Annotated in this window: 13 protein-coding genes; 12 read left to right on the top strand and 1 reads right to left on the bottom strand. The window is 62.6% G+C overall.

The window, feature by feature from the left end:
* The first annotated feature begins 25 nt into the window (after positions 1 to 25).
* From GCN78_RS19985 to GCN78_RS20040, 12 genes are all read left to right on the top strand, one after another.
* Positions 26 to 1,465 carry an NAD(P)/FAD-dependent oxidoreductase gene (locus tag GCN78_RS19985; protein WP_152253253.1) on the top strand — a complete coding sequence of 480 codons (1,440 nt, stop codon included), beginning with the start codon at positions 26 to 28 and terminating at the stop codon, positions 1,463 to 1,465.
* Between the two features lie 115 nt (positions 1,466 to 1,580).
* The gene (tauA, locus tag GCN78_RS19990) at positions 1,581 to 2,633 is read left to right on the top strand and encodes a taurine ABC transporter substrate-binding protein (protein WP_413465222.1); all 1,053 of its coding nucleotides are present in this window, start codon (positions 1,581 to 1,583) and stop codon (positions 2,631 to 2,633) included.
* Between the two features lie 84 nt (positions 2,634 to 2,717).
* Complete coding sequence (locus GCN78_RS19995) at positions 2,718 to 3,533, top strand: taurine ABC transporter ATP-binding protein (RefSeq protein WP_071324509.1); 816 nt, start codon at positions 2,718 to 2,720, stop codon at positions 3,531 to 3,533.
* A 79-nt stretch (positions 3,534 to 3,612) separates the two neighbouring features.
* On the top strand, positions 3,613 to 4,407 hold the full coding sequence (locus GCN78_RS20000; protein WP_058049276.1) for an ABC transporter permease subunit: 795 nt from the start codon (positions 3,613 to 3,615) through the stop codon (positions 4,405 to 4,407).
* Positions 4,408 to 4,697: 290 nt separating this feature from the next.
* Positions 4,698 to 6,131 carry an amino acid permease gene (locus GCN78_RS20005; protein WP_152253255.1) on the top strand — a complete coding sequence of 478 codons (1,434 nt, stop codon included), beginning with the start codon at positions 4,698 to 4,700 and terminating at the stop codon, positions 6,129 to 6,131.
* Complete coding sequence (gene sorA, locus GCN78_RS20010) at positions 6,124 to 7,344, top strand: SorA family sulfite dehydrogenase catalytic subunit (RefSeq protein WP_152253256.1); 1,221 nt, start codon at positions 6,124 to 6,126, stop codon at positions 7,342 to 7,344. The genes GCN78_RS20005 and sorA overlap by 8 nt, the downstream gene beginning before the upstream one ends.
* A 10-nt stretch (positions 7,345 to 7,354) precedes the next feature.
* Positions 7,355 to 7,969: a SorB family sulfite dehydrogenase c-type cytochrome subunit gene (gene sorB / locus GCN78_RS20015; RefSeq protein ID WP_152253257.1), complete on the top strand. Its 615-nt coding sequence runs from the start codon at positions 7,355 to 7,357 to the stop codon at positions 7,967 to 7,969.
* 602 nt (positions 7,970 to 8,571) lie between these two features.
* Positions 8,572 to 10,230 (top strand): ShlB/FhaC/HecB family hemolysin secretion/activation protein, encoded by a 1,659-nt coding sequence (locus GCN78_RS20020; RefSeq protein WP_226939735.1) that lies wholly within the window; start codon positions 8,572 to 8,574, stop codon positions 10,228 to 10,230.
* A 34-nt stretch (positions 10,231 to 10,264) separates the two neighbouring features.
* Positions 10,265 to 17,491 (top strand): YDG domain-containing protein, encoded by a 7,227-nt coding sequence (locus GCN78_RS20025; protein ID WP_152253259.1) that lies wholly within the window; start codon positions 10,265 to 10,267, stop codon positions 17,489 to 17,491.
* A 147-nt stretch (positions 17,492 to 17,638) separates the two neighbouring features.
* The gene (locus GCN78_RS20030; RefSeq protein WP_152253260.1) at positions 17,639 to 18,481 is read left to right on the top strand and encodes a sulfotransferase family protein; all 843 of its coding nucleotides are present in this window, start codon (positions 17,639 to 17,641) and stop codon (positions 18,479 to 18,481) included.
* 290 nt (positions 18,482 to 18,771) lie between these two features.
* Positions 18,772 to 20,199: a glycoside hydrolase family 19 protein gene (locus GCN78_RS20035; protein WP_226939736.1), complete on the top strand. Its 1,428-nt coding sequence runs from the start codon at positions 18,772 to 18,774 to the stop codon at positions 20,197 to 20,199.
* A gap of 110 nt (positions 20,200 to 20,309) precedes the next feature.
* A complete protein-coding gene (locus GCN78_RS20040) occupies positions 20,310 to 22,646 on the top strand; it encodes a chitinase C-terminal domain-containing protein (protein ID WP_152253261.1) in 2,337 nt (778 codons plus the stop codon).
* A 148-nt stretch (positions 22,647 to 22,794) separates the two neighbouring features.
* Here GCN78_RS20040 and GCN78_RS20045 read toward each other — a convergent pair whose 3' ends face one another.
* Positions 22,795 to 24,063, bottom strand: coding sequence for a maltoporin (locus GCN78_RS20045; protein ID WP_152253262.1), 1,269 nt, complete (start codon positions 24,061 to 24,063; stop codon positions 22,795 to 22,797).
* Positions 24,064 to 24,186: the final 123 nt, after the last annotated feature.

Below are 24,186 nucleotides of genomic sequence, written 5' to 3' on the forward strand. Positions count from 1 at the left end.
GCCAGCACGTTCACCAGGAATGACCATGAACAAACCTGTCGACACCCCATCTGACGTACTGGGCAACAGCACCGCCGCCCGCACGCCCTACGATCCCGCCTTCGATCCCCTGGTGGCCCAGCGCCCCGGCCATGGCAATGCCTACGCGCCCACCTACTGGATCGGTACGGCCGGCGAGCCGCCCGCCGACGACGGCCCCATCACGCATGACATCGACGTCGACGTGGCCATCATCGGCTCCGGTTTCACGGGCTTGTCCTGCGCCATCTTTCTGGCACAGGAACACGGTATCAAGGCCACCGTGCTGGAAGCGAACCGGGTCAGCTGGGGCTGCAGCACGCGTAACGGCGGGCAGGCCCAGTGCACGACGGGCCGCCTCAAGCGTTCGCAGTGGATCGCGCGCTACGGCCTGGAAACGGCCCTGAAATTGCACACGGAAGTGTGCGACGCGATGGAAACGTTCAAGAAGATCACGGCCGATATCGATTGCGACCCGCAGCCGGGCGGCCACCTGTACATCGCCCACAAGGCGAAAGCCATGCCCGCGCTGGAAAAAGAAGCCAAGGTGATGCGCGAGATCTTCAAGTACGACGCCCGCATCCTCGACGCCGACACCGTCAAGCGCGAATTCGTCGATGACAAGGAAGCGGCCGGTGCGCTGCACGAGCCGGAAGGCATCGGCATCCATGCGGGCAAGCTGGCCTTCGGCTACCTGCGCAAGGCGCGCGCGCTGGGCGCCAAGGTGCATCCGTCCAGCCCCGTGGTGGGCTGGGAAACGCGCAACGGCGTGCATTACCTGCAAACGCCGGGCGGCGTGGTGCGCGCCCGTTCCGTGGCCGTGGCCACGGGCGGCTACACCTCGCCCCATCTGCATCCGCAAGTGAAGAACCGCTTGCTGCCGATTCTGTCGAACTCGCTCGTCACGCGTCCGTTGACCCCGGCGGAAATCGCGGCGTGCAACTTCCGCACCCACCAGGTGATCACGGATACGCGCATCTTGCGCCACTACTACCGATTGATGCCGGACAACCGCGTGCAGATCGGCAGCCGCAGCGCCATCACGGGCGCCGACGCGCCGGACGACAAGTACAAACAGTTTTTGATCAACGATCTGCACCGCAAGTTCCCCGCCTTGACCGGTATCGCCATCGATTACTCGTGGTGGGGCTGGGTCGACGTCAGCCACGACATGATGCCGCGCATCGTGCAACCGGACCCGAAGCAATCGATCTTCTATTCGCTCGGTTACGGCGGCAACGGCGTCATGTACTCGGCGCAGGCGGGCCGGCGCATGGCCGAGCGCATCGCGGGCAAGGCCAGCGACACGGGCTTGCCGATCTTCAATTCGAAACTGCCGTATCCCAACATGATGGAACTGGTCGAATCGCAAGCCTTCGCCCCGTTCCGCCGCCTGGGCCAGCGCTTTCTGTACCGCTGGTATCACTTGAAGGATGAAGTGTTTTAAATAGCAGTAGCCGTACTAAGCCGCCGTATGGTTGACAAAGAGCAACCAGCGGCGCCTCCCGCAAGGGATGAGATTGCCCGCACGTTCACACATAACAATAAACTTGGAGTGAGACATGAACACGATTACGAGCAAAACCACGGTATGTTCAACGATGCGCCGCGCCGTCCTCGGCACCCTGGTGCTGGGCGTCGCCCTGGCTTCCAGCGGCTCCGCCTTCGCGCAAGGCAAGGAAGTGACGATCGCCTACCAGGAAATCAACGGTCCCTTCCTGGTGGCCATCGCCAGCGGCGAAGTGGAGAAAACCACGGGCTATAAGATCAACTGGCGCAAGTTCGACTCGGGCGCCAAGGTGGCCACGGGCATGGCGTCCGGCGACGTGCAGATCGGCGTCATCGGTTCCAGCCCCCTGACGGCGGCCGTCAGCCGCGGCGTCGACCTGCAGCTGTTCTGGATCATCGACGACATCAATGAAGCCGAAGCGATGGTGGCCCGCAACGGCGCCGGCATCAGCAAGCCCACCGACTTGCGCGGCAAGAAGATCGCCGTGCCTTTCGTTTCCACCACGCACTTCCACACCATGTTCGCGCTGGAAACGTGGGGCATCAAGCCGACGGAAGTGAAATTGCTCAACATGCAGCCGAACCAGATCGCCGCAGCGTGGGAACGGGGCGACATCGACGCCGCCTTCGTGTGGGACCCGGCCTTGAGCAAGCTCAAGCAAAACGGCAAGGTGCTGGTCACTTCCGGCGAACTGAGCAAGAAGGGCAAGGCCACGTTTGACGGCATGGCCGTCGAGCGCGCCTGGGGCGAGGCGAATGCGGACTTCATGGCCAAGTTCGTCAAGGTGATGGCCGCGGCCGACGCCGACTATCGCGCCAACCCGAAGGCGTGGACCATCGATTCGCCGCAGGTGAAAGCCAACGTCAAGCATTCGGGCGCGGCCGCCAAGGACGTGGCCGCTTCCGTGGCCCTGTATGCCTACCCATCGTTGCAGGAACAGGCCTCGCCGGCCTGGCTCGGTGGCGGCGCGAAGGGCGGCGTGGCGCAAGCCTTGCTGGCCACGGCGCAATTTTTGAAGGGCGAAGGCAAGATCGATACCCTGGCTACCGATTACGCCAAGTATGTGACACCCAAGTATGCACAGGCCGCCGGCCTGCTGAAGTAAACGTTGTGCGATGGCGCGCCTGCGGGCGCGCCCACTGAACAGAATGCGTTGAACTGAAGTGACTACACCTATGCGGGGCACATGATGGAAAATCTCTACGTCAAGGATGTCAGCGTGATTTATCCGGGCAAGACGGCCGGTGAACGCGTGCATGCCTTAAACAATATCAATCTGACGATCAATAGCGGCGACTTCGTCGTCGCGCTGGGCGCCTCCGGCTGCGGCAAGACCACCTTGCTGAGCCTGATGGCGGGCTTTATCGCTCCATCCAAGGGCGAGATCATGTTGGGCAGCAACAAGGTGGAAGGTCCGGGCGCCGACCGTGGCGTGGTGTTCCAGAAACATGCCTTGCTGCCGTGGCTGAACGTGATGGAAAACGTGGAATTCGGCTTGAAGCTGCAAGGCGTGCCGAAAGCCGTGCGGCGCGAACAGGCGGCGAAAAACCTGGCGCTCGTCGGCTTGAAGGACTTCCACGACAATATGATTTATCAGTTGTCGGGCGGCATGCAGCAAAGGGTGGGCATCGCCCGCGCCCTGACCAGCAATCCCGCCATGCTGCTGATGGATGAACCGATGGCGGCACTCGATGCACTGACGCGCGAAACCATCCAGGAATTGCTGCTCGATATCTGGGCCAAGTCCAGCACCATGTTTTTCTTCATTACCCACAGCGTCGACGAGGCGCTGTTCCTGGCGAACCGGCTGATCGTCATGTCGCCCCGTCCGGGCCGCATCACGCATACGTATGAACTCGATTTCAACAAGCGCTTCCTCGAGTGCCGCGATGCGCGCGCCGTGAAATCGAGCCCGGACTTCATCAAGATGCGCGAAACGGTGCTCAACATCATTTATGGCGACGAGCGCGCCGTCAATAAAGAGCTGGAGGTGTCCCATGCATAGCCCATCCGTCGTGGGATTTCCTCCCACCACCACCAAGCGCGCCGGTTTTTTCTCTCGCCTGTTCGCCCCCCGCTGCGCCATGCCCGGCGAAGCGTTCGGCGCGCCGGGGCAGGGCAATTCCAGCCGCATCGCCACCGTCACCGTCATCGCCGTGCTGTTGCTGTGGTTTGGCGTGACGGCCAGCGGCATGGTGAAACCCTTGTTTCTGCCTTCGCCGCAAGCGGTCTATGAAAAATTCATCATGGCGGCCACCACCGGTTTCGGCGGCGCCACCCTGTGGGAACACACGGTCGCCAGCCTGGTGCGCGTGTTCGGCGCCTTCGGCCTGGCTTGCCTGTTCGCCATTCCCGTCGGCGTGATGATGGGCGTGAACCGCGTGGCACGCGGCATCTTCGATCCCTTGATCGAGTTCTACCGCCCGCTGCCGCCGCTTGCTTACTTGCCACTGGTCATTATCTGGTTCGGCATCGGCGAGTTTTCGAAGGTCTACCTGATCTTCCTGGCCATCTTCGCGCCGATGGCGATCGCGGCCCGCGCTGGCGTCAGCTCCGTGTCGCTGGAGCAAATCCACGCGGCCTACTCGATGGGCGCCACGCGTTTCCAGGTCATCGTGCACGTGATCCTGCGCGCCGCGATACCGGAAATCCTCACCGGCATGCGCATCGGCATCGGCGTGGGCTGGACCACCCTGGTGGCGGGCGAGATGGTGGCGGCCACGCGCGGCCTCGGCTACATGGTGCTGAGCGCTTCCGAGTTCCTCGCCAGCGACGTGGTGATCATGGGCATTATCGTGATCGGCTTCTTCGCTTTCCTGTTTGATTTGATGATGCGTTACCTCGAACGTACCCTCGTGCCATGGAAGGGCAAGGTGTAAGACGTTCCCGGGAGTGGCGCGCACGCCACAAGTGTTGCCGCCGCTCCTTTTTTTTAACCCGCCATACCCTGCCATACCCCGTACGTATCCTCCAGCGCGCTTGCCCCTTGGCTGCCGCGCCGGGCCGCTGCATTTCCAGATTGACTTATGGCATGCAGCCAACCAGACTGATTTGATGATGTATCGATGCTGCTTGACGGTGTTGCTCAAATAAAACAAAGCCGCGCGGCAGAAACAGAGCCGCAGCAGGGCAGGGCGCACCGAGCTTCAGATATTACTAGGAGACAAAAATGATTAGCGACAACCACAACAACACGGGCTTGCAGCACTCGCTCAAGCAACGCCACATGAGCATGATCGCCATCGGCGGCGTGATCGGCGCCGGCCTCTTCGTCGGCAGCGGCGTCATCGCCAAGGCCGCCGGCCCGGCCGCCATCCTTTCCTTCTTGCTCACGGGCGGCCTGGTCGTCCTGATCATGCGCATGCTGGGCGAGCTGGCTTCGTCCCTGCCCGTGGTCGGCTCCTTTTACGAATATGCGCGCCTGGCCTTCGACGACAAGCCGAAGGTCTCCAAATTCCTCGGCTTCATGAGCGGCTGGATGTACTGGTATTTCTGGGTCGTCGTCGTGGCCCTGGAAGCCATTGCCGGCGCCAAGCTGGTCAACTTCTGGCTGCCCGACGTGCCGTCGTGGTCGATCAGCCTGGTGCTGCTCGTGTCGATGACCATCCTGAATCTGTTTTCCGTCAAGGCCTTCGGTGAATTTGAATTCTGGTTCGCCTCGATCAAGGTCGTCGCCATCGTCGTCTTCCTGTTTGTCGGCGCCCTGTTCATCACGGGCAGCTTGCCCAACAGCATTCCGACCCTGGGATTTTTGACCAGCAATGGCGGCTTCATGCCCCACGGCTGGGGTCCCGTGCTCAGCGGCGCCGTCGCCGCCACGGCCTTTTACTCGGGCGCCGAGATCGTCACCATCGCGGCCGCCGAAACGTCGGACCCGGCCAAGGCCATCGCCCGCGCCACCAATTCCGTCATCACGCGCGTGCTGATGTTCTATGTCGGTTCCATGTTCGTCGTCGTCTGCATCGTGCCCTGGGATTCGCCGGCCATCGCCACGCCTTTCGTCAGCGCCCTGACCGTCATGAACATCCCGTACGCGGCCCACATCATGAACGCCATCATTTTGACGGCCGTGCTGTCGGCCTTGAATTCCAGCCTGTACGCCTCGTCGCGCATGATCTTCGCGTTGACGCGTCGCGGCGACGCGCCCACGGGCCTGGTCAAGCTGAGCAAGAATGGCGTGCCGATCCGCGCCATCCTGTTCAGTACCCTGTTCGCCTACTTCGCCATTGCCGTCTCGTATGTGTCGGCCGACCTGGTGTTCCCCTTCATCGTCAATTCCTACGGCATCCTGATCCTGTTCGTCTACCTGCTCATTGCGATCTCTCAATTACGCCTGCGCCGCCGCCTGGAACGCGAATGCCCGGAACGCATCAAGGTGCGCATGTGGCTGTTTCCCTACCTGACGTATTTCACCATCTTTGCCATGCTGGTGATTCTGGGCGCCATGAGCGTGTCGTCCGATACGGAGCAGCGCGTGTCGTTCTGGTTCGGCCTGCTGAGCGTGGTCATCATGAGCGTCATGTATTACATCAAGAAGCTGGTCAACGACGATCGCGACGGCGGCGCCACCGCCGACACCAAAGTGGAGCTCAAACATGTCTGACACGACCTTGTTGCCTGCCAGCCGGCGCCGCTTCCTGCGCACGACGGCCGCCCTGGGCACCGCCGCTGCGGCCGGCCCGGCGCTTGCCGCCTCCGTCACTTTGCCGTTTGAAAATGGCGAGCGCGAACTGGTGGCCTTCCCGCAAAAGCGCCCGCTGATCCTGCTGACCAGCCGACCGCCGCAGCTGGAAACGCCGTTCAGCGTGTTCAACGAGGGCGCGATCACGCCCAACGACGCGTTTTTCGTGCGCTACCACTGGAGCGGCTTGCCCACCAGCATAGACGGCGACAGCTACCGGCTACGCATCGCCGGCCTCGTCAAGGCACCGCTCGAATTGTCGCTGGCGCAACTGAAGCAGCTGGCCGAGCCCGTCGACGTGGTGGCCGTCACCCAATGCTCGGGCAATAGCCGCGGCTTTTTCGCACCCCGCGCGAATGGCGGGCAGCTGGGCAATGGCGCCATGGGCAATGCCCGCTGGACGGGCATTCCCCTGAAAACCGTGCTGGAAAAGGCCGGCATCGCGGCCAATGCCGTGCAAGTGGCCTTCAACGGCCTGGAAACGCCGCCCGTGGGCGACGGCCCCGACTTTCAGAAAGCCTTGTCCGTCGAGCACATCATGGCCGGCGACGTCATGCTGGCCTGGGCCATGAATGGCGAGGACATTCCTTTCCTCAACGGCTACCCGCTGCGCCTGATCGTGCCAGGGTATTACGGCACCTACTGGGTCAAGCACCTGAGCGACATCACCGTGCTGGACAAGCCATTCGACGGCTTCTGGATGAGCACCGGCTATCGCATCCCCGACAACGGTTCCGGCTTCATCGAGCCTGGTGCGCCCGTGGGCAAGACGACGCCGATCAGCCGCCTCAACGTACGCTCCTTCATCACCAGCGTGCAAGATGGCGCGCAAGTGAAGGCGGGGCGCGACCTGGCCCTGCGCGGCATCGCTTTCGATGGCGGCCAGGGCATCAGCGAGGTGACCGTCTCGGTGGACGGCGGCCAGACCTGGCAGGAAGCCAGGCTGGGCAAGGACCTGGGACGCTTTTCGTTCCGCGAGTGGACGATGCTCATGAAGGCGCCGCGCAAGGGCAAGCACGTGCTGATGGTGCGCGCCGTCAACCGCATCGGCCAGAGCCAGCCGATGAAAGCCCTGTGGAATCCCATGGGTTATATGCGCAACGTGGTGGAAACCACGCGCATCGACGCAGTCTGAGGAGAACCATATGAAGATATTATTTGCCGCGCTGGCACTGTCTGCGGCGGGCGGCGCGTGTGCGCTGGAAATCCATTTGCCGCCGGAAACGGCGACCTACAAACCCAGCGAATTGCCTGGCTACCAGCTGGTGCAGCGCAACTGCATGACGTGCCACGCGGCCCAGTACGCATCGACCCAGCCGCCCGCCTCGCCGCGCGCCTACTGGGAAGCGACCGTCAAGAAGATGAAAAAGCCGTTCGGCGCCCAGTTTGACGACGCGGACGTGCCGGCCATGGTCGATTACCTGGTGAAAACCTATGGCGCGGAGCGGGGCGCCGCCCAGCCTGTCGCCGCCGTCGCCAAACCCGTGGCAGCGGCTGTCCCGGCCGCCGGCGGCAAGGATCTCAAAAGCTTGCTGGCGGCGAACGGCTGCATGGCTTGCCACGCCCTCGACCAGAAAGTGGTCGGCCCCGGCTTTGCCGAGGTGGCGGCCCGTTACAAGGGCAAGGACGGCGTCGCCGCCGTGGCGGCCAACATCCGCAGTGGCGGCGCGGGCAAATGGGGCCCCGTGCCCATGCCGCCATTTACACAGCTCAGTGTAGCCGATGCGGCGACCCTGGCGAAATACGTGCTGTCCAGGTAAGGCCTTCCACTTCTCTTCCCCCGCGCCGCCAAGCGGCATGTCGGCTCCGTGCCCGACATGCCGCTTGGTGGTCACGCCTGTACGCTTCAATCGTTTCCATCGCTGACATTAATTCATTGGTAATTCATTTTTGCAAGAATGTTACATGCTCTCGCGACGCAAGAAATTGTGTCATAGAAAGAGAATTAATGTGCTCAAAATAATAACATTGTTTTATATTGCGACAATTTCAATAAATTATTACTAATGCACATATTTTCACTGTGCAAGTAGCATTCCGATAGTCATACTGCGGGATTTTTGTTGCAAGAAGCCAACGAATTTCTTAGTGGAAATGCGCATTTCCAAGCGAATTTGCGGATTTTAGGACTGCCCGTGCTGTGGCGGCAGCAATGGAGTGCATCAGCCCCCCGAATAGGTTTTTTCTCTTTTCATGACGCGCTAAAATAGTTCAATGTTGCTGGTGAGAACTTTATTTTTCAATTGGTGTGAAATTTAACATTGATGCCAAAAGAATATTTAACCTTCCAGCTCTTGTATTCCCCGTCGGTGCCGCCGGAAGCGGCGTGCCTGGCGCGGGCGCGCCGCCTGAAAGGATGACCTTGAACACCAAATTACTTCCACTGACCTTGCTGGCGCTGATCCAGACCGCCTGGGCCGTCGATCCCCCGAGCTCCGGCAGCCAGTTGCAGCAGATTCCCGCCGCGCCCCAGTTGCCGAAAGCGCCGCCTGCCATCCGCGTGCAGCAGGGCAATGTGCCGGCCACCACGGTGGGCGATACCACGCGCATCACCGTGCAGCGCCTGCAGATCACGGCGCCGCCCGTCTTCTCCGAGAGCGAACTGGTCGCCGCCACAGGGTTTGTCCCTGGCAGCGAGCTGACCCTGGGCGAATTGCGCGCCATGGCATCCAACATCGCCAGCTATTACCAGAACCGCGGCTATTTCCTTGCGCAGGCGTATCTGCCCGCGCAAGACATCCACGATGGCATCGTCGCCATTCACGTGCTGCCGGGCCAGTATGGCCAGGTGCAACTGCGCAACCGGAGCAATCTGTCCGATGGCCTGGCCGGCAGCATGCTGGCCGGCCTCGACGGGCAAGTGATTTCCACGCCGCCACTCGAGCGGCGCTTGCTGCTGCTGTCGGACTTGCCCGGCGTGCAGGTCAGCTCGACCTTGGCACCGGGCGCGTCGCTGGGCGCGTCCGACCTGATCGTCGACGTGCAGCCGGGCTCGCGCTTCAACGGCAGCATCGACCTCGATAACCAGGGCAACCGCTACACGGGCCGCAACCGCATCGGCGCCACCCTGAATATCAATGAACTGGCCGGCATCGGCGACGTGGCCACCATGCGCGCGTTTACGTCGGCTGACGGCTTGAACTATGGCCGCCTGGCCTATCAGGGGCAGGCCGGCTTGCTGCGCCTGGGCGGCGCCTACACCTATATGGACTACAAGCTGGGCAAGGAATTTGCCGTGCTCGACGCCAAGGGCACGGCGAAGATCGCCAGCGCCTACGGCAGCTATCCGCTGATCCGCTCGCGCAGCAACAACCTGTATGCGCAGGTCAGCTATGACGACAAGACTTTCCAGGACCGCACGGAATCGACGGGCACCGTCAACGACAAGAAGGCCAAGGTGTGGATGCTGAACCTGAATGGCGACGGCAAGGATGGCTGGGGCGGCGGTGGCGTCAGCACGTATTCCGTCACGTATACCACGGGCAAGATCGATATCGAGACGCGGGAGGCCCTGGCGCTCGACCGCCTGACGGCGAAGAGCAACGGCCACTTCAACAAGCTTGCCTTCAACGCGGCGCGCGTGCAAAGCCTGGGCGGCGAGACGAGCTTGTTCGGCGTGATCAGCGGCCAGGCGGCGTCGAAAAACCTCGATGTCTCTGAAAAGATGGGCATCGGCGGCGTGGGCGGCGTGCGTGCCTATCCGGGCGGCGAGGCGTATGGCGACCAGGGCTATGTGCTGAATCTGGAACTGCGTCAGAACGTGACGGCGTTCACGGCCTTTCCCGGCCAGCTGCAGGTGCTGGCGTTTGCCGACACGGGCACCGTCAAGCTGAACCGCGATGCCTGGAGCGCCGGCGAGAACCGCCGCACCCTGAGCGGGGCGGGCGTGGGCGTGACGTGGATGGGCGCCAATGCGCTCGTGCTGAAGGCGTATTACGCGCACAAGCTGGGCAATGCCAAGGCGACCTCGGCACCGGATGCGGCAGGCCGTTTCTGGCTGCAAGCCATTAAATATTTCTAAATTACTACGTCAATAAAAACATCAGGACATTGCCATGAACCGCATCTACCGCTCCATCTGGAACCAGGCCACCGGCGCTTACGCCGCCGTTTCCGAAAACGTCAAATCCGCCGGCAAGCGCTCGATGCCAGGATGCAGCGGGGGCGGGGCGCATTTCGTCTTGAAGAGCATGGCGGCGGCGCTGATGCTCGGTTACGGCTCGCTGGCCCTGGCGGGACCGGTGGGCGGCACGGTGGTGGCGGGCCATGCTTCCATCCACGGCGCGCCGGGCGCCACGGTGATCAGGCAGGGCAGCCAGAATGCCGTCATCAACTGGTCCAGCTTTAATATCGGCAAGGGCGAGTCGGTGCAGTTCCAGCAGCCCAACAGCAACGCGGTGGCGCTGAACCGGGTGCTGGGCAGCGACGGCACGACCATCCTCGGCAACTTGTCGGCCAACGGCAAGGTGTTCATCGTCAACCCGAATGGCGTGCTGTTCGGCCAGGGCGCGTCCGTCAACACGGCGGGCCTGGTGGCGTCCACCCTGGATATTTCCAACGCCGACTTCATGGCCGGCAAGTACCAGTTTTCAGGCAATGGCACGGGCAAGGTCCTGAACCAGGGCAGCATCAACGCGCCGGGCGGCTATGTGGCCTTGCTGGGTGCCAATGTGTCGAACGAAGGCACGATCCAGGCACGCCTGGGTTCGGTTGCCCTGGCGGCGGGCCGCGCCATCACCCTGGACGTGGCTGGCGACGGCTTGCTGAACGTGGCGGTGGACCAGGGCGCCGTGGGCGCGCTGGTCAATAACGGCGGCATGATCAAGGCCGATGGCGGCAGCGTGGTCTTGACGGCGCAAGCGGCGGGCGACCTGCTGAAAACCGTCGTCAACAACACGGGCGTGATCGAGGCGCACAGCATCGACACGCGCGGCGGCACGATCAAGTTGCTGGGCGACATGCAAAGCGGCACGGTGCACGCGGCCGGCACGCTGGACGCCAGCGCGCCCGCGGGCGGCAATGGCGGCTTCATCGATACATCGGCCGCGCACGTCAAGATCGACGATGCGCTGAAGGTGACGACGGCCGCGCCACATGGCCTGTCCGGCACCTGGCTGATCGACCCGACCGACTTCAATATCGCCGTGTCCGGCGGCGACATGACGGGCGCCTTCCTCAGTAACTCCTTGAAGTCCGGCAATGTGCAGATCCAGAGCATCTCGGGCGCCGGCGGTACGCAGGGCAATATCAACGTCAACGATAACGTCAACTGGACGGCCAACAAGCTGACCCTGACGGCGCAAAACAATATCAACATCAACAAGGCCATGCGCGGCGCGGGCACGGCCAGCCTGGCCCTCGAATACGGCCAGAGCGCGCTCGCCGCCGGCAATCAGTCCACGTACAACGTCAAGGCGGAAGTCGATCTGCCATCGGGCAACAATTTCAGCACCAAGCTGGGCAGTAATGGCAGCGTGACCGTGTACCAGGTCATCAACAGCCTGGGCGCGTTCAACAGCACGAGCGGCAACGATGTGCAGGGCATACAAGGCAATTTGTCTGGCAAGTATGTTCTGGGTAGCAATATCGACGCGCGCGGCACCTCCGGCTGGGATGGCGGCAAGGGCTTCGCGCCCATCGGCAGCGATGCGACGCCATTCACGGGCACGCTCGATGGCCTGGGCCATGAAATCGTGGGATTGACGATCAACCGCCCTGAAGTGCCCGTCGGGATGTTCGGCAATATCGGCGCCGCCGCTGCCGTGCGCAACCTGAGCTTGAGCGGCGTGAGCGTTGCCGGATCGGCCGCCACCTATAGCAGCACCTATGCGGGCATAGGCGCGCTGGCTTCCGTCAACAACGGCAAGATCGATAACGTGTACAGCAGCGGCGCCGTGAGTGGCTCCGGTTACGTCAATCTGGGCGGCCTGGTCGGCATCAATGCCGGCACGATCAGCAATAGCCGCGTCTCCGGCACCGTGGTCTCCGCCGGTGATCCCGGACCGGGCGGCTATGGCGCTGCAGGCGGTTTTGTCGGCCTCAACGCTGCGGGCGGCTTGATCAAGAGCAGTTCCAGCTCCGCCACCACCAGCTCCACGCGCTACGTTGCTGCCGGGCTGGTTGTCAACAATTCCGGCACGATCAGCGATAGCTATGCAACGGGCACCGTTAACGCGGGAGCCAACTATGGTGGTGGCCTGGTCAGTTTTAACAATGCCACGATCACCAATAGCTATGCGACAGGCGCGATGAACGCCTCGGGCAGTGCCGGCGGCCTGGTGGGAATCAACAACGACGCCGGCGCCATCATCAGCAATAGCTATGCGACAGGCAAGGTGACTTCCACCGGCGGCTATGTCGGCGGCCTGGTAGGGCTGTTGCGCGGAACCTTGAACAACAGCTACGCGACGGGCGACGTGCAGACCACCGGGCTGGCAGGCGGCATCGTCGGCTATAACGTGGGCGGCGTCATCACGAATGTGTATACGACGGGCAAAGTGACGGGCGGCGGCGCCAGCGTCGGCGCCATCGTCGGCGAGCATAACGGCGGTAGCGTCAACCGTGCCTACTTTGACAGCACGATTAACTCCAGCCTGAATGGCATCGGCCAAAGCTTCAATGGCGCCACTTCGAATGCGCAAGGGCTGAGCACGGCGCAGATGCTGGTATCGAGTAATTATGTGGGCTTCAATTTCACGACCACGGGCGGCGCGACGGGCAACAACTGGGTCCTCGTCAGCGGCGATGGCTCGATCAATGGTGCGACCGCCGGCACGCGCCCCATGCTGGCGTCGGAATGGTCGAATACCATCAATTCGGCGCACCAGCTGCAATTGATGACGATGAATAAAGCGGCCAGCTACACGCTGGGCAGCAGTTTCAGCGCCGCCACGACGGCGGCCAATGGCAACGATGTATGGGGAACGACAGGTTTCATTCCTGTCGGCACGGCGGCTTCGGCCTTCACGGGCAGCCTGGACGGCACCGGCCATATCATTTCCAGCCTAAACATCGCCAAGGCGGGCGTGAGCGATGTGGGCCTGTTCGGCGCCATCGGCAGCGCGGGCAAGGTGGCGAATGTGGGCCTGTCCGGCGGCAGCGTGGCGGGCGGCACCAATGTGGGCGCGCTGGCCGGCAGCAATGCGGGCACGATCAGCGGCAGCTTTGCCACCAGCGACGTGACGAGCACTTCCACCGGCGGCGGTCTGGTGGGCAGCAATACGGGCACGGTGGTGGACAGCTATGCCAGCGGCGCCGTGAGCGGCACCAGCGCCGTTGGCGGCCTGGTGGGCAGCAATGGCGGCAGCGTCGCCAACAGCTATGCGAACGGCAGCGTGAGCGGTTCCAGCAATGTGGGCGGCCTGGTGGGCGCCGGTGCGGGCAGCGTCACGGGCAGCTACTGGGACACGCAAAGCAGCGGCCAGGCGGCCAGCGCGGGCGGTACGGGCATGACGACGACGCAGCTGAAGAATCTGTCGAATTACACGGGCGCCGGCTGGGAACTGGCGCAGATGTGGGTGGTCTACGATGGACAGAGTGGGCCTTTCCTGCGTTCCTTCATGAAACAGATCGCCGTGCGCGTGTCCTTCGACAGCAAGGTGTATGACGGCGTGGCCTATGCTGGCGGCAGCAACAGCGTCAGCTACTCGAACACGGTGGCAGGCGCCAGCCTGCTGGGCACGCCTGTGTATGCGGGCAATGCCGCTGGCGCCGTGAATGCGGGCACGTATGGCGTGTCGGCCAGCGGCCTGTACGCTTCCGGCGGCCAGGGCGGCTATGCGATCAGCTATATCGATGGCGGCCTGGTGATTACGCCGAAAGCCCTGACGGTGACGGGTGCGACGGCGGTGGACAAGACCTATGACGGCAACGCCACGGCGACCATCACGGGCGGCGCCCTGAGCGGTTTGGTGAATGGCGAAACGCTGGTCTTGAACAGCGCCAGCGGCGTCTTCAATAACCAGAACGCGGGCAATGGCAAAGCCGTCACCATCACCGGCGGGAGCCTGGGCGATGGCACGGGCTTGGCCAGCAACTATACGGTCGGCAGTTCGGCGGCCGGAACGGCGAACATCACGCCCAAGGCCCTGACGGTGACGGGCGCGACGGCGGCGGACAAGACCTATGATGGCAGCGCCACGGCGGCGATCACGGGCGGCACCCTGGACGGTCTGGTCGGTGGGGAAACGCTGGTCTTGAACAGCGCCAGCGGCGTCTTCAATAACCAGAATGCGGGCAATGGCAAGGCCGTCACCATCACGGGGGGGAGCTTGGGCGATGGCACGGGCCTGGCCAGCAACTACACGGTCGGCAGTTCGTCGGCCGGAACGGCGAACATCACGCCGAAGACCTTGACGGTGACGGGCGCGACGGCGGCGGACAAGACCTATGACGGCAATGCCACGGCGGCGATCACGGGCGGCGCCCTGAGCGGCCTGGTGAATGGCGAAACGCTGGTCTTGAACAGCGCCAGCGGTGTCTTCAATAACCGGAACGCGGGCAATGGCAAGGCCGTCACCATCACCGGCGGGAGCCTGGGCGATGGCACGGGCCTGGCCAGCAACTACACGGTCGGCAGTTCCTCGGCCGGAACGGCGAACATCACGCCGAAGGCCCTGACGGTGACGGGTGCGACGGCGGCGGACAAGACCTATGATGGCAACGCCACGGCGGCGATCACGGGCGGCGCCCTGGACGGTCTGGTGAATGGGGAAACGCTGGTCTTGAACAGCACAACCGGCGTCTTCAATAACCAGAATGCGGGCAATGGCAAGGTCGTCACCGTGACGGGCGCCAGCCTGGGCGATGGCACGGGCCTGGCCAGCAACTACACGGTTGGCAGTTCGTCGGCCGGAACGGCCAGCATCACGCCGAAGGCCCTGACCTTGACGGGCTTGAGCGGCAACAATAAAGTTTACGACGGCACAGCCGGTGCGAACCTGACCGGCGGCACCTTGAGTGGCCTGGTCAATGCGGAAACCCTGGGCTTTACCGTGCAGGGCGCCAGCTACAGCGACAAGAACGCGGGAACGGGCAAGACCATTACGATCGGCGGCGTGACCTTGAGCGATGGCAGCGGCCTGGCCGGCAACTATACGCTGAGCGCGCCTGGCGGCTTGACGGGCGATATCGCGAAGGCAACGATTACCAGCATCACTGGCTTGAGCGCCGATGACAAGGTCTATAACGGCAACTTCAGCGCCAGTCTCAGTGCCAGCTTGGCCGTGATCAATGGCAAGATTGCTGGCGATGACGTGCAATTGTCCAGTGCGAACGGCATGTTCACGGACAAAAACGTGGGAAGCAACAAAGCCGTCAATATCAGCAATATCACCTTGTCCGGCAGCGATCTGGTCAATTATGACTTCCTCAATAATACGGCCAGCGCCACGGCCAGTATCACGCCCAAGGCCGTCACGCTCTCCGGTGTGACTGCAGGCAATAAAGTCTACGATGGCACGGCGGCGGCAGTCTTGTCGGGTGGTACCTTGAGCGGCATGGTCGCGGGTGAAACGCTGAACTTCATCGGCGGTGTCGGCACCTTCAGCGACAAGAATGCCGGCACGGGCAAGGTGGTCACGATCAGCGGCACGACCTTGCAGGATGGCACAGGCCTGGCCAGCAACTACACGTTCACCAGTCCGGGCAACGTGAACGCCGACATCAGCAAGGCCAACATCAGCGGCGTGACGAACGTGAGCGTCAACAACAAGACGTATGATGGCTCGGCCACGGCCACGCTGAATGGCACGGCAACCTTCGACGGCATCATCGGTGCCGACAGCTTGAGCGTCGCCGGCAATGGTGTGTTCAGCGACAAGAATGCCGGCACGGGCAAGACGGTGGCCGTCAGCGGCATCACCCTGACTGGCGTGGACGCGGGCAATTACAATCTGCTCGGCACGACGTCCAGCGGCGTGGCCGACATCGCCAAGGCCAGCATCGGCAGCGTGACGAACGTGGGCGTCAACAACAAGACCTATGATGGCTCGGCCACGGCCGCGCTCAATGGCGCGGCGACCTTCAATGGCATGGTGAACGGCGACAGCCTGACGATGGCCGGCAGCGGCACCTTCAGCGACAAGAATGCGGGCACGGGCAAGACCGTCAATGTCAGCGGCATCACCCTGGGCGGCGCGGATGCGGGCAACTACACGCTGGTCAGCGCGACGTCCAGCGGCGTGGCCGATATCACGCCGAAAGCCCTGACGGTGACGGGGCAGGTGGCCGGCAACAAGGTCTACGATGGCAATGCGGTGGCGCAGCTCATCGGCGGCAGCCTGAGCGGCCTGGTGGGCGACGAAACCCTGGCCATCGGCGGCCAGACGGCGGCGTTTGCCGACAAGAACGCGGGCAACGCGAAGGCCGTGACGGTCAGCGGCACGACCTTGCTCGACGGCTCCGGTGCGGCCAGCAACTACACGGTCAGCAACCCGACCGGCTTGACGGCCAGCATCACGCCAGCCTCCATCAGCGCCATTACTGGTATCGTGGCGGCCAACAAGGTGTATGACGGTGGCACGGCGGCCAGCCTGAACTTGGCGGGTGCCGGCTTTAGTGGCATGGTGGCCGGCGACGCCTTGAGTCTGGCCGCCGACACCATTCTTGGCACGTTCAGCGACAAGAATGCGGGCGTGGGCAAGACGGTGACGGTGGCCGGCATACGCCTGAGTGGTGCGGATGCGGGCAATTATGTGTTCAACGGCACAGCCAGCACGACGGCCACGATCTCGCGGGCGGCGCTGACGGTGAAAGTCGATAACGCTGAAAAAGACCAGGGACGCGCCAATCCCGATTTCCGCGTCAGCTACAGCGGCTTGCTCGGTGGCGATACGCTGGCGTCTGAAGTGAGCGGCAACCTGGCGTTCAGCACGCCGGCGACGACGGCTTCCGCGGCAGGCAGTTATCTGGTATCGGCATCGGGCCAGGCGTCGAACAATTACGCCCTGAACTATGTAGACGGCGTGCTGAAAGTCAATCCGACGGAAGCGCTGCAAAGCGCTGTCGCGAATGTGATCGCGGCTGTCGCCGTGGCGCCATCGCAGGGCAATATGGTGCAGGCCGACATGATCGTCAGTGGCGAGACGGCGCCTGGCAAGCCTGCCGCCACGCAGGATGCGCCGCGCGACGCGGAGAAGGGCGGCGCAGGCAGCGCACCGGTGGTGCAACTGGCCGGCAATGTCGTCAACAATGTCCTTCCGGGGCTGCGCCTGAGCGTGGTCGATAGCGGCTTGCGCCTGCCGGTCGAAGTTTCCGTCGGCACGCGCCAGGACAGCCAGTAAGGCACGCGGCGTCGCCGCATGGTGGCGCCGGAGATGCCGCTTCGTGTTCCGAAGCGGCATTTTTTTACCGGTGCGTCGTTGCCGCGCTCTTATAATTGCTGCACCCCCTCCTTCTGAAGAGCAGCGCTGAACAGAAAGTACAATTGCATGACATCCCATTTCATCGGCGTGGCCGGCCTGCCACGCGCCGGTTCCACCTTGCTGTGCCAGTTGCTGGCGCAGCATCCCGACCTGCATTGCGAAGGCAATAGCTCCCCGCTGTGCAACGCCTTGCTGGGCATGCGGCGCATGGTCAGCGACGACGCCTTTTTCCTGTCGCAGCTCGATAGCACCTTCGATGCCAGTTATGGCCACCTGAAAACGGCCATGCAGGGTTTCTTGCGCGGCTGGTACCAGGATTGCGAGAAGCAGGGCGTGGTCGACAAGAACCGCGCCTGGCTGCATTGCGTGGAGATGCTGCTGCAACTGGCGCCGGAAGCGAAAATCATCGTCTGCGTGCGCGAGCTGGGGCAAGTCTACGGCTCCATCGAAGCGCAGCACCAGCGCACCATCCTGCTCGACTTCGTCGACCACCTGGCCGATTTCGACCGCCTGGGCCGTGCCGACATGCTGTTTGCCAAGGACCGCACCATCGGCGCCCCATTGAGCTCGCTGCATGCCGTGCTGGACCTGCCTGCCGAAGTACAGCAGAAGCTGTATTTCGTGCGTTTCGAAGACTTGATGGCGCGGCCGGTGGAATGCATGTCGCACCTGTACGCGTGGCTGGGCCTGGCACCGTTCCAGATCGACCCGCATGATCTTGCGGTGGGCATCCAGGAGAGCGACAGCCATTACCGGATGAAGTACACGCACCGCCAGCAAGCCACCATCAGCGCGCCCAGGCCGCATGCGATACCGCCGCGCATCCAGGCGCAGATCGAAGATGCGTATGGCTGGTTTTATGAGCTGTATTATCCGCAGCACCAACGCGCGACAACGCCAGCGGTCTGAAAACACGTGCGGCAGTGCTAATACCACTTGCCGCACCGCTGCCGGCGCGGTATTGCCGGCAGCTGGCGCCAATCCTCCTTTTTTCCCTTCCCTGACTCTTCGCCTGGCGCACCGTGGCCGGACCGCATGAAGTCACTGGTATTGTAAAAAACACCGTTGCATAAAACCACTTGACTACCAATTTGGGGCGTCGCATTCTCTATGCAGAAAGCCGACGCTTCGCTGTGCTTTCTTTACGTACAACATAAAAAGCTACCTCGATAGTTTTCGTATAACGTTCAGGAGACATTGTGAAGACACGGCAAATTAGCCGGCTGGCCTCGCCTTTGATGGCTGGCCTGCTGGGCAGCGCGCTGCTCGCTTGCGGCGGCAATTCCACCACCGAACCCCCATCGACACTGCTGGCCGCCTCGGCCGCCAGCGACAGTTGCGCGGCCTGGAGCGCCGCTGCCGTCTACACGGCGGGCCAGTGCGCCGTGTATGACGGCAAGGTGTACCGGGCCAAATGGTGGGTGCAGGGCACGGCCCCGAGCAGCGACCAGTGGGGACCGTGGAGCCTCGATACCACCACGCCGACACCGACTCCCACGCCGACGCCGACGCCAACGCCAACGCCAACGCCCGGCATTCCCACCAAGGCCCAGGCCGAGGCGAACGAGGCGGCGCTGACGAACAACGATTTCTTCCGCAAGGTCAAGGCCTCGATCCGCACCCTGGGCAATGCGGCCGTCGACGCCGTGCAGCCTGGCCTGGCCGGCAATCCGCTCAACGTCAAGCGGGTCGAGCGCCTGCTGCCGGCGGCCAAGTGGGATTATTATTTTGCCGCGCGCGACGCCAGCTACACCTACCAGCGCTTCCTGCAGGCCGTGGCCAAGTTCCCCGCCGTGTGCGACGACTACAGCGACGGGCGCAATGCGGACGCCATCTGCCGCCACAGCCTGGCCACCATGTTCGCCCACTTCGGACAGGAGACGGGCGACCATAACGCCAGCAGCCCGCTGCCGCAATGGCGCCAGGGCTTGAAGTATTTGCGCGAGCTGGGCTGCGACGAGACGGGCGCCGGCTGCGGCTACAACATCGAGTGCGCCGATCCCGTCTTCAACAAGGTGTGGACCTGCGGCAAGAACGCCGACGGCAGCTTCAAGAAATATTTCGGCCGCGGCGCCAAGCAGCTGTCCTACAACTACAACTACGGTCCATTTTCGCAAGCCATGCATGACGGCGACCAGTCCGTGTTGCTGAAGAACCCGGACCTGGTGGCGTCGACCTGGCTGAACCTGGCGTCGGCCACGTTCTTCTTTGTCTATCCACAACCGCCGAAACCGTCGATGCTGCATGTGCTCGACGGCACGTGGGTACCGAACGCGGCCGACACGACGGCGGGCGCGGGCAATAACTTTGCCACCACCATCATGATCATCAACGCCGAATGCGGGCAGGGCACGGAAAAGCAGGCCGCGCAAAACCGCATCGATTACTACAAGCAGTTTGCCGCCGACATGGGCTGGGATTATTCCGGCGAACAATTGTCTTGCGCCAACATGCAACGCTTCACCCCGGCCAGTTCCGCTTCCTACAACATCTATTGGGAAAAGAACTGGAGCGCCGGTGGCGAGAACCAATGCCAGCTGGTCAGCTATCAAACCCCGTACAGCGCCTTGCTGGCCGGGAACTACGTGAAATGCGTGGAAGCCAACTGGAATGTGAAGTTGCAGTAGCTGCAAGTGCAAGAAAGCCGGCCAGGGATCACAGTTGACAAGAGCCCCTTCAGGGGCCTGCAACAAGCTCAATGTACAACCCGTACAACCATAACGGAGACAGACACGACATGAAATCGAATGCATTATTGATGGCCCTGCTCAGCGGCGTGCTCGTCGCTTGCGGTGGCGGCCAGGAAGGCACGACCGCCACGCCAAACACCCTGCTTGCCGCCGTGGAAGCGTGCGCCGTCTGGGATGCCGCCACCGTCTACACGGGCGGCCAGTGCGTGCTGTACCAGGGCGTCACCTACAAGGCCAAGTGGTGGACGCAGGGCAATGTCCCCAGCGCCGCCGATCAGTGGGGCCCGTGGGCCGTGACGGATACGCCAACCCCGACGCCGACACCGACACCGACACCGACACCGACGCCAACGCCAACGCCGACACCGACACCGACACCGACACCGACACCGACACCGATACCGACACCCACGGCTTGCCGCCCGGACGGCTTGATTTCGGCCGTGCCGAATGTGCCATATTGCAAGGTGTATGACGCGAATGGCCGCGAAGTGCTGGGCAATGGCTTGAACCGGCGCATCGTCGGCTATTTCGCCAGCTGGCGCACGGGTGTCGATGGCAGCCCGACTTACCTGGTGAACAACCTGCCGTGGGACAAGATCACCCACCTGAACTATGCGTTCGCCTCGGTCGACCCGGCGACGTCAAAAATCGCCATCGGCAGCGGCGCGGCCAATCCCGACACGGGCCTGACGTGGCCGAACGTGCCGGCGGCGGCCATGGACCCGTCCTTGCCATACAAGGGCCACTTCAACTTGCTGGCGCAATACAAGAAGAAGTATCCGGGCGTCAAACTGATGATTTCCGTGGGCGGCTGGGCCGGCAGCGGCGGCTTCTACACGGCCACGACGAACGCGGACGGCAGCGTCAACACGGCCGGCATCAATACCCTGGCCGATTCCATGGTGGCCTTCGTGCGCCAGTACAACTTCTTCGATGGTGTCGATGTCGATTACGAACACCCGACCACCAACAATGAAGCGGGCAATCCGAACGACTTCGCCGTCTCGAAACCGCGCCTGGCCGGCCTGATGACAAGCTACAACGTGCTGCTGAAAGTGCTGCGCCAGAAGCTCGATGAAGCGGCCGTGCAGGACAATAAATACTATCTGCTGACCATCGCCGGCTCCGCCTCGGGCTGGGTCTTGCGTGGCGAGGAAAATATGTCGGGATTAAAATATCTCGATTACGCCAGCCTGATGAGCTATGACTTGCACGGCGCGTGGAACCAGTATGTGGGACCGAACGCGGCGCTGTTTGACGACGGCAACGATGGTGAATTGCGTGCCGGTAACGCCTACCAGTTCCAGAACATCGGTTACCTGAACACGGACTGGGCCTACCGTTATTACCGGGGCGCCATGCAGGCGGGGCGCATCAATATCGGCGTGCCGTTCTACACGCGGGGTTGGAAGGATGTCACGGGCGGCACGAATGGCTTGTGGGGCACGACGCCGCTGATCAGCTCCACCGTCACCTGCGCCGGCACCAAGACGTGCGGCACGGGCGCGACCGGCATCGACAACGTGTGGTTCGACCTCGACTCGCAAGGCAAGCCCACGCCGGGCGGCGGCAACCCCATCTGGCATGCGCTGAACCTGCAGAACGGCATCGTGCCGAGCTACCTGGACGCGTATAAAGTCACGGACAAGGCGCTGGTGGGCACGTACGTGTCGTACTACAGCAGCACCATGGTGGCGCCGTGGCTGTGGAATGCGACCAAGAAAGTGTTCATTTCCACGGAAACCACGCAATCGATCGCGGCCAAGGCCCAGTACATCGTCAACAACAATATCGGCGGCGTGATGATCTGGGAAATGGCGGGCGACTATGCCTGGGATGCCACGCGCAATGGCGGCAAGGGCGAGTATTTCATGGGCACCACCCTGACGGACGTCTTGTACCAGGCCTTCCGCACGGCTGGCGTGTATGGCAACAAGCGTGCCGAAATCGCCATGCCGGCCACGGCGGCCAACGTCAGCATCAGCCTCGGTGGCTGGAAGCTGGGCGACAACAACTTCCCCATCAATCCCGTGATGACGGTGAAGAACAATACGACGTCGACCCTGCCGGGCGGCACTGTCGTGGAGTTCGACTATCCCGTCTCGGCGCCGTCGGACATGAGCGACCAGTCCGGTTTCGGCTTGACGGTGATTAACGCCGGCTACACGGGGCCGAACAATATCGGCGGCTTCACGAAGAACTACAACCGGGCCCGCTTTGCGATTCCCGCCTGGCAATCGCTGGCGCCGGGCGGCTCCGTGGCGCTGACCCTGAATTACCGCTTGCCGATCTCGGGGCCGGCCAACTACACGGTCACCGTGGGCGGCACCAAGTATGCGCTGACGCAAGAGTATCCGGAATTGCCGGTGGCCTTGCCTTAAGTTGAATCCGGTAGTGTAAACAGGGAAGGGCGGAACTGCGGTTCCGCCCTTTTTTCGGGGTCAGACCCGTCGGGGGAATGTTACCCAATGGGGAACATTCCAATCACGCAGTGACTGACCCCAGCCTTTGCTTCTGGGTTGTTTCAGCTTAGAACCACGTCTCCACCTGGAAACCATACGACGTGCCGCTGGTGTTGTTGTTATAGATCGGGCCGCCGTTGTTCGACGCGTTGACCGAGGCGGTGGCCGCATCGTTCCATTTGCCGTAGGTCACGAAAGCGCGCAGTTCAGGACGCGACCACAGGCCAGGGCCGGCCGAGATCGTCGGCGCGATGGTCAGCTTGGTCAGGCGCTTGGCCGGCAGGCCGCCCGCTTGCGTCACGCGGTCCGTGCCCAGTTCGCCCACCAGCTTGAAGTTGTCGGTGAATGCGTACACAGGGCGCACGCCGACCGAGGTCCAGGTCGAGGAACCCTTGGCGTTCGACTCGTCTTTTTGCCACAGGGCGACGAATTCCATACCGAAGTTGGCCATCGGCTGGATCGCCATGTCATTGAAGATACGCGTGCGTTTCACGTCCGAACCGAAATTGGTGTCGCCCGAAGCGCCGAACTGCGCGCCCTGGCCAGTGCCGGGACCGACGCCGTACTGCACGCCAAAGGTATTGCCGCCGCCAAACACTTTACCTTGACGGTGGAAGGCCGACAGCTGCCAGCCGTTATTGCGCTTGCCAGTGGCGACGTCATCCTTGCCTTCGCCGATGATGTAGGTGGCGGCCAGGTCCAGCGTGCCGTTTTCATTGACGGGAATCTCGCCAAAGATGAAGTTCTGACGCACGGCCGATTTGGTGTTGACGCCGCCGTTCGGCAACGCGACCTTGACGTCGTTGTCTTTGAAGAAGGCATACGAGAATTTACCCGGACCAGCAGGAATGCGGTCCAGGCCGGCGCCCGTGCCGTTCATGTTGATGTATTGCAAGTCCAGCATGTGGATGTCAGGACGGTAGTAGAAGCGCTTGCCGATCCAGGCCGTGCCGCCGTTCAGGAAATCGAGTCCCTGCGCTTCGACATAGGCCTTGACGATGCCCAGTTTGTTGTCGCCGAAATCCGAGTTTGGCGCGTAAGCGTTGACCCAGATAGTGGCCAGGTAGTTCACGCCGCCGGACTTGGCGACGGACTTGGTGTAGCCGAATTCCGTGTAGGCGTCGCACTCATTGCCCAGACGGTATTTCATGGTGTTGCCGCCCAGGCCGAAGCAGCCTTGCGAACCGCCGTCGCCCGACGTATTGCTGCCGGCGCCGGCGCGCAGGTAGCCGTGGAAGCCTTCGGAGTCGGATGGGTACATGGGGTCGGCAAGGGCGGAAGCGCTGGCGAGGGCCAGGAGCAGGGCAGGCAAGGTTTTCAGTGCAGTGCGATTCATGCGGTCTCCAGAAAGATGTAGGTGGTAGCGGTGGCGCCCCGGGAGGCGGCCACCGCACACGGTCTAATGCCGAAAACCAAGTCTAGCAGTGCTTTTTTAACCACCCTGATACAAATCGAACAA

Origin of the sequence: Janthinobacterium rivuli (genome assembly GCF_009208735.1) — a bacterium.
Classification (GTDB): Bacteria; Pseudomonadota; Gammaproteobacteria; order Burkholderiales; family Burkholderiaceae_D; genus Janthinobacterium.

What these genes read in the sequence shown, in the direction of transcription:
- tauA (WP_413465222.1), top strand. Translation starts at nt 1,581, where the DNA reads ATGAACACGATTACGAGCAAAACCACGGTATGTTCAACGATGCGCCGC.
- GCN78_RS20040 (WP_152253261.1), top strand. Translation starts at nt 20,310, where the DNA reads ATGAAATCGAATGCATTATTGATGGCCCTGCTCAGCGGCGTGCTCGTC.
- GCN78_RS20025 (WP_152253259.1), top strand. Translation starts at nt 10,265, where the DNA reads ATGAACCGCATCTACCGCTCCATCTGGAACCAGGCCACCGGCGCTTAC.
- GCN78_RS20000 (WP_058049276.1), top strand. Translation starts at nt 3,613, where the DNA reads ATGCCCGGCGAAGCGTTCGGCGCGCCGGGGCAGGGCAATTCCAGCCGC.
- GCN78_RS20030 (WP_152253260.1), top strand. Translation starts at nt 17,639, where the DNA reads ATGACATCCCATTTCATCGGCGTGGCCGGCCTGCCACGCGCCGGTTCC.
- sorA (WP_152253256.1), top strand. Translation starts at nt 6,124, where the DNA reads ATGTCTGACACGACCTTGTTGCCTGCCAGCCGGCGCCGCTTCCTGCGC.
- GCN78_RS20005 (WP_152253255.1), top strand. Translation starts at nt 4,698, where the DNA reads ATGATTAGCGACAACCACAACAACACGGGCTTGCAGCACTCGCTCAAG.
- GCN78_RS20045 (WP_152253262.1), bottom strand. Translation starts at nt 24,063, where the DNA reads ATGAATCGCACTGCACTGAAAACCTTGCCTGCCCTGCTCCTGGCCCTC.
- GCN78_RS19985 (WP_152253253.1), top strand. Translation starts at nt 26, where the DNA reads ATGAACAAACCTGTCGACACCCCATCTGACGTACTGGGCAACAGCACC.
- GCN78_RS19995 (WP_071324509.1), top strand. Translation starts at nt 2,718, where the DNA reads ATGGAAAATCTCTACGTCAAGGATGTCAGCGTGATTTATCCGGGCAAG.
- sorB (WP_152253257.1), top strand. Translation starts at nt 7,355, where the DNA reads ATGAAGATATTATTTGCCGCGCTGGCACTGTCTGCGGCGGGCGGCGCG.